Annotated in this window: 16 protein-coding genes and 1 other annotated feature; of the genes, 10 read left to right on the top strand and 6 right to left on the bottom strand. The window is 52.5% G+C overall.

The window, feature by feature from the left end; all coding sequences use genetic code 11:
* Complete coding sequence (locus HZZ01_RS14925) at positions 1 to 801, bottom strand: inner membrane protein YpjD (protein ID WP_090965656.1); 801 nt, start codon at positions 799 to 801, stop codon at positions 1 to 3.
* A gap of 165 nt (positions 802 to 966) precedes the next feature.
* Here HZZ01_RS14925 and ffh point away from each other — a divergent pair, with 165 nt between their 5' ends.
* From ffh to rplS, 5 genes are all read left to right on the top strand, one after another.
* Positions 967 to 2328 (top strand): signal recognition particle protein, encoded by a 1362-nt coding sequence (gene ffh, locus HZZ01_RS14920; RefSeq protein ID WP_003849043.1) that lies wholly within the window; start codon positions 967 to 969, stop codon positions 2326 to 2328.
* A 142-nt stretch (positions 2329 to 2470) separates the two neighbouring features.
* A complete protein-coding gene (gene rpsP, locus HZZ01_RS14915; protein WP_003849041.1) occupies positions 2471 to 2719 on the top strand; it encodes a 30S ribosomal protein S16 in 249 nt (82 codons plus the stop codon).
* 18 nt (positions 2720 to 2737) lie between these two features.
* Positions 2738 to 3286, top strand: a complete 549-nt coding sequence (gene rimM / locus HZZ01_RS14910) for a ribosome maturation factor RimM (RefSeq protein ID WP_179898402.1) — start codon at positions 2738 to 2740, stop codon at positions 3284 to 3286.
* A 35-nt stretch (positions 3287 to 3321) separates the two neighbouring features.
* Entirely contained in the window at positions 3322 to 4086 is a 765-nt protein-coding gene (gene trmD, locus HZZ01_RS14905) for a tRNA (guanosine(37)-N1)-methyltransferase TrmD (RefSeq protein ID WP_136197232.1), read from the top strand.
* A 42-nt stretch (positions 4087 to 4128) separates the two neighbouring features.
* Positions 4129 to 4476: a 50S ribosomal protein L19 gene (gene rplS / locus HZZ01_RS14900; protein ID WP_003849035.1), complete on the top strand. Its 348-nt coding sequence runs from the start codon at positions 4129 to 4131 to the stop codon at positions 4474 to 4476.
* 96 nt (positions 4477 to 4572) lie between these two features.
* Here the strand turns inward: rplS and HZZ01_RS14895 are convergent, their stop codons facing one another.
* Positions 4573 to 5109: a GNAT family N-acetyltransferase gene (locus HZZ01_RS14895; protein ID WP_179898401.1), complete on the bottom strand. Its 537-nt coding sequence runs from the start codon at positions 5107 to 5109 to the stop codon at positions 4573 to 4575.
* Between the two features lie 287 nt (positions 5110 to 5396).
* Between HZZ01_RS14895 and HZZ01_RS14890 the strand changes: the two genes are divergently transcribed.
* Both HZZ01_RS14890 and tyrA read left to right on the top strand, forming a co-directional pair.
* On the top strand, positions 5397 to 6476 hold the full coding sequence (locus HZZ01_RS14890; protein WP_179898400.1) for a 3-deoxy-7-phosphoheptulonate synthase: 1080 nt from the start codon (positions 5397 to 5399) through the stop codon (positions 6474 to 6476).
* 5 nt (positions 6477 to 6481) lie between these two features.
* Positions 6482 to 7603 (top strand): bifunctional chorismate mutase/prephenate dehydrogenase, encoded by a 1122-nt coding sequence (gene tyrA, locus HZZ01_RS14885; RefSeq protein WP_179898399.1) that lies wholly within the window; start codon positions 6482 to 6484, stop codon positions 7601 to 7603.
* A 32-nt stretch (positions 7604 to 7635) separates the two neighbouring features.
* On the opposite strand, the gene pheA is transcribed toward tyrA, so the two are convergent.
* The 4 genes from pheA to bamD form a co-directional block, all read right to left on the bottom strand.
* Positions 7636 to 8811, bottom strand: a complete 1176-nt coding sequence (gene pheA / locus HZZ01_RS14880; RefSeq protein WP_179898398.1) for a bifunctional chorismate mutase/prephenate dehydratase — start codon at positions 8809 to 8811, stop codon at positions 7636 to 7638.
* A gap of 22 nt (positions 8812 to 8833) precedes the next feature.
* Positions 8834 to 8958 (bottom strand) — a sequence feature (Phe leader region).
* Positions 8910 to 8957 carry a pheA operon leader peptide PheL gene (gene pheL, locus HZZ01_RS20890; protein ID WP_187507180.1) on the bottom strand — a complete coding sequence of 16 codons (48 nt, stop codon included), beginning with the start codon at positions 8955 to 8957 and terminating at the stop codon, positions 8910 to 8912. Its footprint overlaps the feature before it by 48 nt.
* Positions 8959 to 9046: 88 nt before the next feature.
* Entirely contained in the window at positions 9047 to 9382 is a 336-nt protein-coding gene (gene raiA, locus HZZ01_RS14875; RefSeq protein ID WP_003849030.1) for a ribosome-associated translation inhibitor RaiA, read from the bottom strand.
* Positions 9383 to 9663: 281 nt separating this feature from the next.
* A complete protein-coding gene (bamD, locus tag HZZ01_RS14870) occupies positions 9664 to 10395 on the bottom strand; it encodes an outer membrane protein assembly factor BamD (protein ID WP_090965572.1) in 732 nt (243 codons plus the stop codon).
* A gap of 129 nt (positions 10396 to 10524) precedes the next feature.
* On the opposite strand from bamD, the gene rluD reads away from it, so the two are divergent.
* The 3 genes from rluD to clpB all read left to right on the top strand — a co-directional run bounded on the left by rluD (position 10525) and on the right by clpB (position 14929).
* Positions 10525 to 11502, top strand: coding sequence for a 23S rRNA pseudouridine(1911/1915/1917) synthase RluD (gene rluD, locus HZZ01_RS14865; RefSeq protein WP_179898397.1), 978 nt, complete (start codon positions 10525 to 10527; stop codon positions 11500 to 11502).
* On the top strand, positions 11502 to 12230 hold the full coding sequence (yfiH, locus tag HZZ01_RS14860; RefSeq protein WP_179898396.1) for a purine nucleoside phosphorylase YfiH: 729 nt from the start codon (positions 11502 to 11504) through the stop codon (positions 12228 to 12230). The genes rluD and yfiH overlap by 1 nt, the downstream gene beginning before the upstream one ends.
* A gap of 113 nt (positions 12231 to 12343) precedes the next feature.
* Complete coding sequence (clpB, locus tag HZZ01_RS14855; RefSeq protein WP_179898395.1) at positions 12344 to 14929, top strand: ATP-dependent chaperone ClpB; 2586 nt, start codon at positions 12344 to 12346, stop codon at positions 14927 to 14929.
* The last annotated feature ends 229 nt before the right edge of the window (positions 14930 to 15158 follow it).

Here is a 15158-nt window from a genome sequence, read left to right as displayed (position 1 = left end):
TTAACGAGAGGTAGGGACAAGCAGATGCTGCAGGATGCGACTGCCGAAGTAAGCCATGGTCAACAGCACCGCACCGCTGCAGTTAAACCAGACGACGCGGCGACCACGCCAGCCTTCATGATAGTGCCCCCAAAGCAAAACGATATAAACAAACCACGCGATGATCGAGAGCACTGCTTTATCAACGTTTTCTGCACTGAAGAGATCCTGCATATAAAACAGACCGGTGCAGAGCACCAGTGTTAACAGAACGACGCCGACCTGGGTGATATGAAACATCTTACGTTCAATGGTCAGCAGAGGCGGCATATCCTGCGTAAAGGCCAGTCGTTTGTTTTTTAACTGATAATCGATCCACGCCAGCTGAAGCGCATAGAGCGCAGCAATGATCAGCGTTGCGTAGGCGAACAGGGACAGGCCGATATGGATCATCATGCCTGGCGTGGTTTCCAGATGGGTGATGAATGCATTAGGGACAAAAGTGGCGAAGGCCAGATTGATCAGCGCGAAGCTGTAAACAATCGGCAGCAGCAGCCAGCCACGGTTACGTGCCGCCACAATGGTCATGATGGCGCAGATCAACAGACTAACCAGCGAGCCTATGTTGAGCAGGCTTAAATTCTGTCCGCTATCAACAGCAAATATGCGTTGCTGCAAGGCCACCGCGTGTGTCACCAGCGCCACACAGGCAGAGAGCATCGCCATTCGCCGCCAGCCGCCGTTGCGTTTCAACAGGCTGGGAATGATCAGGGCAAGACTTAAGGAGTAGGCGAATAGCGCCACTATCGCGAAAACGAACATAGATCCTTTCAGGTTCAGTCAGATAAGGAAAAGGCAGTATAGCGCCAGCCGAAGCAGGCTCCAAACGATCTGAGGGGCAATTGCAGAGATCGCCGAGGCTTCGTGTTATAATCCGCCGCATTCTGCCGATCAGGCGCCTCGCGATCTTTTTTTTAGTGAGAGACCATGTTTGATAATTTAACCGATCGTTTGTCGCAAACCCTGCGAAATATCAGCGGCCGCGGAAGGCTGACTGAAGAGAACATCAAAGAGACCCTGCGTGAAGTGCGTATGGCACTGCTTGAAGCTGACGTTGCGCTGCCCGTGGTGCGTGACTTCATCAACCGTGTGAAAGAGAGCGCGGTCGGTCATGATGTGAATAAAAGCCTGACCCCAGGTCAGGAGTTTATCAAAATCGTTCGTAACGAACTGGTTGCGGCGATGGGTGCTGAGAACAACGCACTCGACCTGGCCGCTCAGCCGCCAGCCGTAGTACTGATGGCGGGCCTGCAGGGTGCCGGTAAAACGACCAGCGTCGCTAAGCTGGGGAAGTTCCTGCGTGAGAAGCACAAAAAGAAAGTCTTAGTGGTTTCGGCCGACGTTTATCGTCCGGCGGCAATCAAACAGCTGGAAACTCTGGCACAACAGGTTGGTGTAGATTTCTGCCCATCCGATCTCAGCCAGAAGCCGGTTGATATCGTCAATAATGCGCTACGTGAAGCTCGCCTGAAGTTCTACGATGTGCTGCTGGTGGATACCGCTGGTCGTCTGCACGTTGACGAAGCGATGATGGACGAAATCAAGCAGGTTCATGCCGCGATCAAGCCGGTAGAAACGCTGTTTGTGGTCGATGCCATGACCGGCCAGGATGCGGCTAACACGGCTAAAGCCTTTAATGAAGCGCTGCCGCTGACCGGTGTTATTCTGACGAAAGTTGATGGTGATGCACGCGGTGGTGCGGCATTGTCAATTCGTCATATAACCGGCAAACCGATTAAATTCATGGGTGTCGGCGAAAAGACCGAAGCTCTTGAGCCGTTTTATCCGGAACGTATCGCTTCACGTATTCTCGGCATGGGTGACGTACTGTCACTGATCGAAGATATCGAAAGTAAGGTTGACCGCGATCAGGCCGAGAAACTGGCTAAGAAGCTGAAAACCGGCGACGGTTTTGATCTTAATGACTTCCTTGAGCAGTTGAAGCAGATGCGCAACATGGGCGGCATGGCCAGCCTGATGGGTAAACTCCCGGGTATGGGACAGCTGCCTGATAATGTGAAGTCACAGATGGATGACAAAGTCCTGGTGCGCATGGAAGCCATCATCAACTCGATGACACGCAAAGAGCGTGAGAAACCAGAAATCATCAAAGGCTCGCGCAAGCGCCGCATTGCTACCGGTTCCGGTATGCAGGTGCAGGACGTTAACCGCTTATTAAAGCAGTTCGACGACATGCAGCGTATGATGAAGAAAATGAAGAAGGGCGGTATGGCGAAAATGATGCGCGGCATGAAAGGTATGATGCCGCCAGGTTTCCCTGGCCGCTAAAGCGTTCCACAAAAAAGCTCGAAAAGGTACGGTTTAGGTTGCTTTTTTCGCCAAAATGATTAAAATTTTCGGGCTTTTTATACAGCACCCGGACCCCGTTCCTCGATGGGGGCCGGGTGTTTTATTAACTGAAGAGGATGTTATGGTAACAATTCGTTTGGCACGTCACGGCGCTAAAAAGCGTCCGTTCTATCAGGTCGTCGTCACTGACAGCCGCAATGCACGCAACGGTCGTTTCATCGAGCGCGTTGGTTTCTTCAACCCGATCGCATCTGGTCAGGCTGAAGGTCTGCGTCTTGATCTGGATCGTATCGAGCACTGGGTTGGCCAGGGCGCAACGCTTTCTGATCGCGTTAACGCGCTGGTCAAAGAAGCTAAGAAAGCAGCTTAATCTGTCACGGTGGTGAGCATGAGCAGACAACTTGCCGCACAGCCTCCTGCTAACCCAATTGTATTGGGTAAGATGGGAGCCGCCTACGGTATTCGCGGCTGGCTCAAAGTGTTTTCCTCCACTGAAGACGCTGAAAGCATCTTCAACTACCAACCCTGGTTCATCCAGCGTGCCGGTAAATGGCAGCAAGTCGAACTTGAAGGTTGGAAGCACCACAATCAGGACCTGATCATCAAAGTCAAAGGCATTGAAGATCGGGATGCGGCGGCTCAGTTAACCAATTGCGAAATTCAGGTTGACTCGACGCAGTTGCCATCGCTGGAAGAGGGCGACTACTACTGGAAAGACCTTATGGGCTGCCAGGTGGTTAACCTCGAAGGCTACGAGATGGGCAAAGTCATCGATATGATGGAAACCGGCTCGAACGACGTTCTCGTCGTTAAGGCAAACCTGAAGGATGCGTTCGGTGCTCAGGAGCGGTTAATTCCGTTTCTTGATGAACAGGTTATCAGGAAAGTCGATCTCTCTACTGGCGTCATTGAGGTAGATTGGGATCCTGGTTTTTGATCTCCGAATCGAACGGTAACGTAACGGCGAATACAATGTGGATTGGTGTTATTAGCCTGTTTCCAGAAATGTTTCGCGCTATTACCGATTACGGGGTAACTGGCCGGGCTGTAAAAAACGGTCTGCTCAGCATTCAGAGCTGGAGTCCTCGTGACTTCACGCACGACCGGCACCGTACCGTGGATGATCGTCCTTACGGTGGCGGACCGGGAATGCTGATGATGGTACAACCCTTACGGGATGCCATCTCCGCAGCGAAAGCAGCGGCAGGTGATGGGGCCAGGGTGATATATCTTTCACCTCAGGGTCGCAAATTAGACCAACAGGGCGTTTGCGAACTGGCGGCACGGGACAAGTTAATTCTGGTCTGTGGCCGTTATGAAGGGATTGATGAGCGCGTAATCCAGACCGAAATTGATGAAGAATGGTCAATCGGTGATTACGTTCTCAGTGGCGGGGAACTGCCAGCGATGACGATGATTGATGCAGTCGCCCGGTTTATTCCTGGCGTACTCGGCAAGCAGGCGTCAGCCGACGAGGATTCGTTCTCTGATGGCTTGCTGGATTGTCCGCACTATACCCGACCTGAAGTGTTAGATGGCGTGGAAGTCCCGGCAGTATTACTGTCAGGTAACCATGCTGATATTCGCCGCTGGCGTCTGAAGCAGTCGCTAGGCCGTACCTGGCTGAGAAGACCTGAACTTCTGGAAAACCTGGCTCTGACTGAAGAGCAAGCAAGGTTGCTGAATGAGTTCCAGCGGGAATCTCAACAGCAACAAAACGATGATGTGGAAGAGTGATCTTCCCCGACTATCAGTTTACCCAGGATATGAGATTTAATTATGAGCAACATTATCAAGCAAATTGAACAAGAGCAGATGAAACAGGACGTACCTTCCTTCCGCCCGGGTGATTCCGTGGAAGTGAAAGTATGGGTCGTTGAAGGTTCTAAAAAACGTCTGCAGGCATTCGAGGGCGTGGTTATCGCTATTCGTAACCGCGGTCTGCACTCTGCATTCACTGTTCGCAAAATTTCTAACGGCGAAGGCGTTGAGCGTGTATTCCAGACTCATTCACCTGTAATTGACAGCATCGCTGTTAAACGTCGTGGCGCTGTGCGTAAAGCCAAACTGTACTACCTGCGTGAGCGTACTGGTAAGTCTGCTCGTATTAAAGAGCGTCTTAACTAAGGTATCGCTAACGCGACATCTAAAAGTTAATAGCAAACAAGGGGTTGGCATCTGCCAGCCCCTTTTTTTGTCCTGATGGCAGCCAGATGGCAGAAATTACCCGGCATCCGGCCGCTGAAAATGATAAATCGCCGTATTAACCGGCCCGGCTTCTAATACGATCAGGCCATAGCGACAGCCAATAAACTGGCCACCGCACTTTTCAGCGACTCTCCGACTGGCCAGGTTATCCTCAGCCGCCAGAATTTCAATCACCCTGGTCTCAGGTCGTGAAAACCCCAGCGGCAGCAGCTTTGCCACCGCGCGGCTGGCGATTCCCTGACGCTGAGCGTCACTGCGAACCCAGTAACCAATTGCGCTGGTGTCGCCCGGATGACGGGCAAAGCGTATTCCTGCACCACCCAGCAACTGGTCATGCTGATCAACAATCGCAAACTCTTCGGCTTCTTGTTTCATCCTTTGCCAGTGGGTAAAGCGGATCCAGCTTTCGGCGTCATGAGGCTGATAATTGTGATGCGCCCAGACCATCCACGGTATCAGACTGTCCAGAGAGGCATTAACCGCAGCGGTAAATCCGGGGACATCGCTAAGTTCAAAAGGTCGCAGATGAATGGCAGGTGAGGAAGAGTGCATGGTGAACCCGGATGAAAATAATCAATATCCTCATTTTGCCTGCAGAAGGCAGAAACGCAACAAACCTTGGCGTAAAGATATGTGTACATATTGATTGATGTTTTTAAAATTCATTATAATTTAATTGTTTGATTTGTGTGTATTTATTAAGGAGTTGAGCTACAGGTTTTGATCCGTGGTAATAAAAGTGTACATATAATATTGCACTGTGTATTGCCTGTGATACAGTATTTGCATTCCTCAACGAGGAGCCCTTATCCGCCCATACGAGCCAAAGGATCGTCATCATGCAAAAAGACGCGCTGAACAATGTGCATATCGCCGGTGAACAGGTATTAATCACGCCTGAAGAGCTGAAAGCAAAGTTCCCACTGACCACTGAACAGCAGGCTCAGGTCGCGGCATCCCGCCAGACTATCTCTGACATTATTGCCGGCCGCGATCCGCGTCTGCTGGTGGTATGCGGACCCTGTTCGATTCACGATACCGAAGTGGCTCTGGAATATGCTCGTCGTCTGCAAACCCTTTCCGAACAGCTGAAAGATCAGCTCTTTATCGTGATGCGCGTCTATTTTGAAAAGCCTCGTACTACCGTCGGCTGGAAAGGGCTGATCAACGATCCTTACATGGATAACTCGTTTGATATGGAAGCGGGTCTGCACATTGCGCGCCAGCTGCTGGTAAACCTGGTTGAAATGGGCCTGCCGCTGGCGACTGAAGCGCTGGATCCGAATAGCCCCCAATACCTGGGCGACCTGTTCAGCTGGTCCGCCATTGGCGCACGGACGACAGAATCTCAGACCCACCGTGAAATGGCCTCGGGCCTGTCGATGCCGGTCGGCTTTAAAAATGGCACCGATGGCAGCCTGGGAACGGCAATTAACGCCATGCGTGCTGCTGCAATGCCGCACCGTTTTGTCGGCATTAATCAGGCCGGTCAGGTCTGTCTGCTGCAGACCCAGGGCAATCCGGATGGTCACGTGATTCTGCGTGGCGGCAAAGCGCCCAACTACGGTCCTGAGGATGTTGCGCAGTGTGAAAAAGAGATGCTGAAGGCGGGACTGCGTCCAGCCTTAATGATAGATTGCAGCCATGGCAATTCGAACAAAGACTACAGCCGTCAGCCTGGCGTAGCGGAATCCGCTATTGCGCAGATCAAAGACGGAAACCGTTCAATCATTGGTTTGATGCTGGAAAGCCATATCAATGAAGGTAACCAGTCTTCTGAGCAGCCACGCAGCGAAATGAAGTATGGCGTTTCCGTCACTGATGCCTGTATCAGCTGGGAAGTGACCGAAACGTTGCTGCGTGAGATGCATCAGAATCTGCAGGGAGTGCTGTCGGCGCGTCTGTCACAAGAGGTGTAAGAGCAATGGTGGCTGAACTGACCGCGTTACGCGATCAAATTGACAGTGTTGATAAAGCGCTGCTGGATCTGCTGGCTAAACGACTAGAGCTGGTAGCGGAAGTTGGGGAGGTCAAGAGCCGTTACGGTCTGCCTATCTATGTGCCTGAGCGTGAAGCATCAATGCTGGCTTCCCGTCGCAAAGAGGCTGAGGCGCTCGGTGTACCACCGGATCTCATTGAAGATATACTGCGTCGCGTGATGCGTGAGTCCTATACCAGCGAGAATGACAAAGGCTTTAAAACCCTCTGTCCTGAACTGCGGCCGGTGGTGATCGTCGGTGGTAAGGGCCAGATGGGCCGACTTTTTGAAAAAATGCTCGGCCTGTCGGGCTATACGGTAAAAACGCTGGATAAAGAGGACTGGCCGCAGGCTGAAACGCTGCTCAGCGATGCCGGTATGGTAATTATCAGCGTACCCATTCACCTGACTGAGCAGGTTATTGCCCAACTGCCACCACTGCCGGAAGATTGTATTCTGGTTGATCTGGCGTCTGTGAAAAACCGGCCTCTGCAGGCAATGCTGGCCGCCCATAGCGGTCCGGTTCTGGGTCTGCATCCGATGTTTGGCCCGGACAGCGGTAGCCTGGCAAAACAGGTGGTGGTCTGGTGTGATGGAAGACAGCCGGAAGCCTATCAGTGGTTCCTGGAGCAGATCCAGGTCTGGGGGGCGCGTCTGCATCGCATCAGCGCGGTTGAGCATGACCAGAATATGGCGTTTATTCAGGCGCTACGTCATTTTGCCACCTTTGCCTATGGCCTTCATTTAGCCGAAGAGAACGTCAATCTTGATCAGCTTCTGGCGCTCTCGTCACCGATTTACAGGCTGGAGCTGGCGATGGTAGGGCGACTATTTGCTCAGGACCCGCAACTTTATGCGGATATCATCATGTCGTCAGAGAGTAATCTGGCGCTAATCAAACGCTATTACCAGCGGTTTGGTGAAGCGATCGCGCTGCTTGAGCAGGGTGACAAGCAGGCATTTATTGCCAGCTTTAACCGGGTTGAACAGTGGTTTGGCGATCACGCGAAACGTTTCCTGGTGGAAAGTCGTAGCCTGTTGCGTTCGGCTAATGACAGCCGGCCATAAATGAAAAAGGCATCCTTGCGGATGCCTTTTTTCTATTCGGCAGTTTCATCGCCAGGTTCAACGGGTACCACATTCTCGCTGGGATAGCAGCCCAGCACCTTCAGCGAGCGGGTCATGGTCTGTAGTTCCTGAAGAGCCTGCTGCATCCGTTCTGATTGCAGATTGCCCTGCACATCAATGTAAAACATCTCCTCCCACGGATTGCCATTAATCGGGCGGGACTCCAGCTTACTCATAATCAGGTTGTGCTGACGCAGAACCAGCAGCGCGTCGACCAGCGCACCCGCCTGCTGGCCGGTCGCCATAATCAGCGTGGTTTTGGCTGGCACCTGATCCGAAACTTCGATGGCTTTGCGGGCCAGCACGATAAAGCGGGTGTGGTTTTGCTGCTGATTCGCCAGATTACGCTCCAGCACCTGCAGCTGATAGAGCTCGCCACCGGCTTCACTGCCCAGCGCCGCCACCTTAGGCGAATTGAGCGCAGCCACTTTCTCCATCGCAGCCGCAGTACTCTCGGTGTATTCGATTTTCCAGTGTGGGAAACGGTTAATGAACTGACTGCACTGCTGGAAGGGCTGAGGATGGCTGTACACCGTCTCAATCTGCTGCAAATCGGTGGGGCCATTCACCAGCACGCAATGGTCGATAGGTAAGGTCAGCTCGCCCACGATGGAAAGGCTGGTCTGTTGTAGCAGATCGTAAACATCGTTGATCGAGCCAGAACTTGTGTTCTCAATCGGCATCACCGCGTAATCCGCTACGCCATTCTCGACCTGCTTAATGATGTCGTGAAACTTAAGGCAGCCACACTCCACCATGCTATCAAAATGACGTGATGCGTAGTTACGTGCGGCAAGGTGTGAGTAAGAGCCTTTCGGGCCGAGGAATGCGATACGGGCGGCGTGTGCATGGGGATGGTTAAGGTTTTTCTGTAGCAGCGCTTGCTGAGTCAGCACAGAATCTTCGATGACCAGCTGAAACAGGCGGGTGATGAAGTGCGCATCCAGTTTGTGCGCTTTTCCCAGCACAATCAGATTCTCCAGCAGGGCGCGTTCACGTTCCACATCACGAATCGGGCGATGCGTTGCCAGTTTTGCTTGTGCGACTTCCACTGCCAGCAGACGACGCTCGGCCAGCAGCGTCAGAAGTTTGTTATCCACTGCGCTGATCTTATCGCGTAGCGCCAGCAATGGATTGTCGGGATTCATAGGGCTCACCTGTATGCTATCCAATAAAAAAGCCTCCCGGTTGGGAGGCTTCGTTGTTCGTCTTCGCTTTCATTTTCACACGACGAATGGCCTCCCGTTCAGGGGAAGGTAAAAAAGAAAGCGAAGAAAAACAGATCAAGTTTCATGGTAACGTCCGTAAAGAGAGTGACCTGAGAGTAACCGTACTGCTTAAAAGCTGTCAATAAAAAACGCGCCCGGAGGCGCGTTATGAAAATCAGGACTCTTCGTCGGCGGGGATAATGTCTTTTACGCTGGCACTGGCGCGGCGCGCTTCAGACTTATGCTGAACTTTATTCAGCTGACGCTCGAGCTTCGCAATCAAATCGTTGATGGCGGTATACATATCATCATGTTTGGCACTGGCCACCAGAGTCCCGTTCGGTGTATTAATAGTGGCATCAGCCACGAATTCTTTGGGCTCTTTAGACAGGACAATATGCGGATTAATAAGGTCGGTTTGCCATTTTTCGAGTTTGGCGAGACGGTCTTCAACATGGCTTCGGATTGCCGGGGTGATGTCCATTTGTTTACTGGTAATGTTCAGAATCATCGTTCTTACCTCTCTGTCATTTCCGTCTTGGTCTTCTCAGCATAGCGCGAAAAAGCGTTGAATGTGAGATTTCTATCACGAAAAAATGTCACTTTTTGTCAGTCACAACATTCTGTGAGAAAGGCAGAGAAACTGTCTGAAATGGCTTGAAGCGAAACGATTAACACGGCATGCTTGATGAGTTAGCTCGCTGGCATCAGATCCACTTCTGACTGTTCTTTGAGCAAAAAAAAGCAGCCATCGCAGGCTGCTTTTTTTTATGGCTCAAATCTCTCGGGCTATCAGCTTTTGTTTGCTGCAATGATTTTCGCCACTTTATCGGCTTCTGCGTTCAGTTGCAGATTACGGTAGGCATTTTCCATCAGCGGCAGGGCATCGTGTGTCGCCTGCGTATCCGGATAATCGCGCATCATACCTTCGACACGGTTAACAACCGCGACATAAGCCTCACGCTTAGTATAGAATTGCGCCACTGACAGCTCATATTTAGCCAGACGGTCTTTCAGATAGACCAGACGTTTCTGAGCATCAGCCGCATACTGGCTGTTTGGGTAATTACGCAGCAGCTGGGAGAAGTCGCGGAAAGCATCACGAGCGTGCGTCGGATCGCGGTCAGAACGATCGATACCAAAGAAGCCCTGCAGCGCGGAGTCATCCAGCGCCATATCCGTCAGACCTTTCATATAGATGACATAGTCAATGTTCGGATGCGTAGGGTTCAGACGCATAAAGCGGGCAATGGCGGCCTGCGCCAGGGGCAGATCGGCATTTTTATAGTACGCGTAGATTAAATCCAGCTGCACCTGCTGCGAATAAGGACCGAACGGATAACGATTATCCAGCGCTTCCAGTTGCTTAATCGCGGCTTTAAAGTTACCGTCCTGCAGCTTTTGCTGCGCTGTAGCATAGATTTCAGAAGGCGGGTTGTCCGGTACCGCGTCATTTGAGCCGGAACAACCAACAAGTGCCAGGCTCAGTGTGGCAGCAGCCACCAGATGTTTCATACGCGTCATGACGAAGTGATTATCCTCAAATGTTATGGCGGAAGCTGTCCGTATAGCTCCCGGTAATGACCAGGTACGATAGCACATTATATTAAACGGCATCGCCGTGAAAACCCAACGTTAACGAAGAAGCTGTATATGGCACAACAAGTTCAACTCACCGCAACGGTATCCGAATCACAACTCGGACAACGCTTAGATCAGACTTTGGCGGAATTGTTCCCTGATTATTCACGTTCTCGCATAAAAGAGTGGATCCTTGACCGTCGCGTTACTGTAAACGGCGTCATGGTCGATACACCCAAAGAAAAAGTGCTGGGCGGCGAGCTGGTCACGATTGACGCTGAGATCGAAGAGGCACAGCGCTGGGAACCGCAGGATCTGCCACTCGACATCGTTTATGAAGATGAAGACATTATTGTCATCAACAAACCACGCGACTTCGTGGTTCACCCTGGCGCCGGTAATCCGGATGGCACGGTATTAAACGCCTTACTTCATCACTTTCCTGCGATCATGGATGTGCCACGCGCGGGCATCGTACACCGCCTGGATAAAGACACTACCGGTTTAATGGTGGTCGCGAAAACCGTTCCGGCTCAGACGCATCTGGTGGACTCGCTGCAACGTCGCGAAATCACCCGTGAATATGAAGCCGTTGCGATTGGAAATATGACTGCGGGCGGCACTGTTGAGCAGCCTATCAGCCGTCACTCAACCAAACGCACCCACATGGCGGTGCACCCCATGGGTAAACCGGCGGTGACGCATTATCGCATCATGGAGCACTTCCGGGCTCATACCCGTCTGCGTCTGCGTCTGGAAACCGGTCGTACGCACCAGATTCGTGTGCATATGTCGCACATCAGCCATCCACTGGTGGGCGATCCGCTTTACGGTGGCCGTCCGCGTCCGCCAAAAGGAGCATCAGAGGCATTCATTACTACGCTGCGTGGTTTCGATCGTCAGGCGCTTCACGCCACGATGTTGCGCCTCTATCATCCTATAAGCGGTATTGAGATGGAATTCCATGCTGCGCTTCCGCAGGACATGGTTGATTTGATCGCGGCGTTAAAAGCAGACACTGAAGAGTTTAAAGACCAGATGAATTGGTGATGAAGTTGATCACTCCTCAATGGCCCGCTCCGTCACGCGTTCGGGCTTGCTCGACGCAGCGGCAGGGCGGCGTCAGTACATCGCCCTGGAATGCACTGAATCTCGGTGCACACGTGGGAGATAATCCGGATGCGGTGGCGCGTAATCGGCAATTGCTGGTGAAAAATGCGGGTTTGCCTGCAATGCCGCAGTGGCTGGAGCAGGTACATGGTACTGAAGTGGTGCGTCTGACAGCGGGAGAAAGTACGCCATTACGTGCTGATGCCTGTATTACCGATCAGCCTGGCGTCGTCTGCGCCATCATGACCGCTGACTGTCTGCCGGTTCTGTTCTGTTCACAGGATGGGACGGAGGTGGCGGCGGCACATGCAGGCTGGCGCGGACTTTGTGCGGGTGTGCTGGAAAAGACGCTGGCGCAGTTTCGCTCGCCACCTGAGCAGATTCATGCCTGGCTGGGACCGGCGATTGGACCGGATGCGTTTGAGGTCGGTGCAGAAGTGCGTCAGGCCTTTATGATGCAGGATCCCCTCGCCGTGCAGGCTTTCCGTCCTTCAGGCGACCGTTTTTACGCTGATATCTGGCTCCTGGCGCGTATGCGACTGCAGGCAGCGGGCGTGAATTCAATCAGCGCCGACAACCGTTGTACCTTTACGCAGCGCGACGATTTCTTCTCCTTCCGCCGCGATGGGATGACCGGGCGTATGGCAACTTTGATCTGGCTGTTATAACCTTACGCCATAAGACGGTCCAGTTAGCGTGTTTTTTACTCAAATCTCAGGCCATTAACCTTGAAATTTTGAGGGATGACCTCATTTAATCTCCAGTAGCATTTTGACCTGTAATGGGAGGAATTATGCGTCTGGATCGTCTTACTAACAAATTTCAGCTGGCTCTCGCCGACGCGCAGTCCCTGGCTCTGGGACACGACAATCAATTCATAGAACCTCTGCACCTGATGAGCGCGTTGCTCAAACAGGAAGGCGGATCGGTTTCACCTTTACTGACGTCGGCCGGTGTCGATGTAGCATCTTTTCGCGCTCAGGTTGAGCAGGCCATTGATCGCCTGCCACAAGTTGAAGGCAGCGAAGGGGATGTACAACCCTCATCTGACCTCGTCCGGGTATTAAACCTGTGCGACAAGCTGGCGCAGAAGCGCAACGATAACTTCATTTCATCAGAATTATTTGTTCTGGCCGCCCTGGAATCTCGTGGCTCACTGGCCGATCTGCTCAAAGCAGCGGGTGCAACACGCGAAAAAATCACCGGTGCGATTGAACAGATGCGGGGAGGAGACAACGTGAACGATCAGGGGGCTGAAGATCAGCGCCAGGCATTAAAGAAATACACGATTGATCTGACCGAGCGTGCCGAGAAGGGCAAACTCGATCCAGTCATTGGCCGTGACGAAGAGATTCGCCGCACTATTCAGGTCCTGCAGCGCCGTACTAAAAATAATCCGGTACTGATAGGTGAACCTGGTGTGGGTAAAACCGCGATTGTTGAAGGGCTGGCTCAGCGCATCATTAACGGCGAAGTGCCTGAAGGGCTGAAAGGTCGTCGGGTACTGGCGCTGGATATGGGGGCGCTGGTGGCCGGGGCGAAATATCGTGGTGAGTTCGAAGAGCGTCTGAAAGGTGTGCTTAGTGACCTGTCGAAACAGGAAGGCAACGTCATTCTGTTTATCGACGAACTGCACACTATGGTAGGCGCCGGTAAAGCGGACGGTGCGATGGATGCCGGTAACATGCTTAAGCCTGCGCTGGCTCGTGGTGAACTGCACTGCGTGGGTGCCACTACACTTGATGAGTACCGTCAGTACATTGAAAAAGATGCCGCGCTGGAGCGTCGTTTCCAGAAAGTTTTTGTGGCTGAGCCGAGTGTGGAAGATACCATCGCCATTTTGCGAGGCCTGAAAGAGCGTTACGAACTGCATCACCATGTGCAGATCACTGACCCGGCTATTGTCGCGGCGGCGACTCTGTCTCATCGTTACATTGCTGACCGTCAGTTGCCGGATAAAGCGATTGACCTGATTGATGAGGCGGCATCAAGCATTCGTATGCAGATGGACTCAAAACCGGAGTCACTGGATCGCCTGGAGCGCCGTATCATTCAGCTGAAGCTGGAACAGCAGGCACTGAAGAAAGAGGCGGACGATGCCAGTATTAAGCGTCTGGAGATGCTGGAAACCGAGCTGAATCAGAAAGAGCGTGAATACGCCGAGCTGGAAGATGAATGGAAGACTGAGAAAGCCTCACTGTCCGGCACGCAGAACATCAAAGCTGAACTGGAGCAGGCGCGTCTTAATCTAGAGCAGGCTCGTCGCCAGGGTGATCTCGCTCAGATGTCAGAGCTGCAGTACGGTAAAATTCCGGCACTGGAAAAACAGTTAGCCGCAGCGACTCAGGCGGAAGGTAAAACCATGAAGTTACTGCGTAACCGCGTAACGGATGTGGAGATTGCCGATGTGCTGGCTCGCTGGACGGGTATCCCGGTGGCAAGAATGATGGAAGGTGAACGCGATAAGTTGCTGCGTATGGAGCAGGATCTGCATGGCCGGGTCATCGGACAGGATGAAGCGGTTGAAGCGGTATCGAATGCTATCCGCCGAAGCCGTGCAGGTCTGTCTGATCCCAACCGGCCGATCGGTTCCTTCCTGTTCCTGGGACCCACCGGGGTAGGGAAGACCGAACTGTGTAAGTCCCTGGCTAACTTCCTGTTCGACAGTGACGATGCGATGGTGCGTATCGACATGTCCGAATTTATGGAAAAACACTCAGTGTCACGGCTGGTGGGCGCGCCTCCGGGCTACGTCGGCTATGAAGAAGGCGGTTATCTGACCGAAGCTGTGCGCCGTCGCCCCTATTCAGTAATCCTGCTGGATGAAGTCGAGAAGGCGCATCCTGATGTTTTCAACATTTTGCTGCAGGTGCTAGATGATGGGCGTCTGACGGATGGGCAGGGTCGTACAGTCGATTTCCGTAACAGCGTGGTGATCATGACCTCTAACCTGGGATCAGATTTAATCCAGGAGCGGTTCGGCAATCTCAGCTATCCGGAGATGAAAGATATTGTGATGGGAGTGGTCGGCCAGCATTTCCGTCCTGAATTCGTCAACCGTATTGATGAGGTAGTGGTGTTCCATCCGCTGGCTGAGAAACACATTGCGTCTATTGCGCAGATTCAGCTGCAGCGGTTGTACAAACGTCTGGATGAACGTGGCTATCAGCTGCACATCTCTGATGAGGCAATCAAACTGCTGGCCGAGAATGGGTATGACCCGGTCTACGGTGCACGTCCGCTAAAACGTGCGATACAGCAGCAGATCGAGAACCCGCTGGCTCAGCAGATCCTCGCAGGGTCGCTGGTGCCGGGCAAAACCATCGAAATGGATGTGGAAAACGACGTCATTACTGCACATCAGTAATAGTGGGAATCAAAAAACGGGCCGCTGGCCCGTTTTTTTTGGCCCTTCTGAGGCGGTTTTGCTTATTTATTATTCCTTTTGAGTGCAAATTGAACGATCAACAAAAAAGTTGAAGTTTGCACTTGCGCTCTCTCAGCCGTTCCCTATAATGCGCCTCCATCAACACGGAACACCGGCAACGGGAAACGGGCTGAGAGGCACAGGAGACTGCGCCGCCGGAGAAAAACTT

This window comes from Pantoea sp. WMus005, assembly GCF_013415305.1.
GTDB lineage: Bacteria > Pseudomonadota > Gammaproteobacteria > Enterobacterales > Enterobacteriaceae > Pantoea > Pantoea rara.
Note: the sequence above shows the minus strand (reverse complement) of the source record. Positions and strands in the feature narration are given on the sequence as shown.

Bases quoted from the DNA above. Each gene is read 5' to 3' on its own strand.
- HZZ01_RS14925 (WP_090965656.1), bottom strand. From the start codon at position 801: ATGTTCGTTTTCGCGATAGTGGCGCTATTCGCCTACTCCTTAAGTCTT.
- ffh (WP_003849043.1), top strand. From the start codon at position 967: ATGTTTGATAATTTAACCGATCGTTTGTCGCAAACCCTGCGAAATATC.
- rpsP (WP_003849041.1), top strand. From the start codon at position 2,471: ATGGTAACAATTCGTTTGGCACGTCACGGCGCTAAAAAGCGTCCGTTC.
- rimM (WP_179898402.1), top strand. From the start codon at position 2,738: ATGAGCAGACAACTTGCCGCACAGCCTCCTGCTAACCCAATTGTATTG.
- trmD (WP_136197232.1), top strand. From the start codon at position 3,322: ATGTGGATTGGTGTTATTAGCCTGTTTCCAGAAATGTTTCGCGCTATT.
- rplS (WP_003849035.1), top strand. From the start codon at position 4,129: ATGAGCAACATTATCAAGCAAATTGAACAAGAGCAGATGAAACAGGAC.
- HZZ01_RS14895 (WP_179898401.1), bottom strand. From the start codon at position 5,109: ATGCACTCTTCCTCACCTGCCATTCATCTGCGACCTTTTGAACTTAGC.
- HZZ01_RS14890 (WP_179898400.1), top strand. From the start codon at position 5,397: ATGCAAAAAGACGCGCTGAACAATGTGCATATCGCCGGTGAACAGGTA.
- tyrA (WP_179898399.1), top strand. From the start codon at position 6,482: ATGGTGGCTGAACTGACCGCGTTACGCGATCAAATTGACAGTGTTGAT.
- pheA (WP_179898398.1), bottom strand. From the start codon at position 8,811: ATGAATCCCGACAATCCATTGCTGGCGCTACGCGATAAGATCAGCGCA.
- raiA (WP_003849030.1), bottom strand. From the start codon at position 9,382: ATGATTCTGAACATTACCAGTAAACAAATGGACATCACCCCGGCAATC.
- bamD (WP_090965572.1), bottom strand. From the start codon at position 10,395: ATGACGCGTATGAAACATCTGGTGGCTGCTGCCACACTGAGCCTGGCA.
- rluD (WP_179898397.1), top strand. From the start codon at position 10,525: ATGGCACAACAAGTTCAACTCACCGCAACGGTATCCGAATCACAACTC.
- yfiH (WP_179898396.1), top strand. From the start codon at position 11,502: ATGAAGTTGATCACTCCTCAATGGCCCGCTCCGTCACGCGTTCGGGCT.
- clpB (WP_179898395.1), top strand. From the start codon at position 12,344: ATGGGAGGAATTATGCGTCTGGATCGTCTTACTAACAAATTTCAGCTG.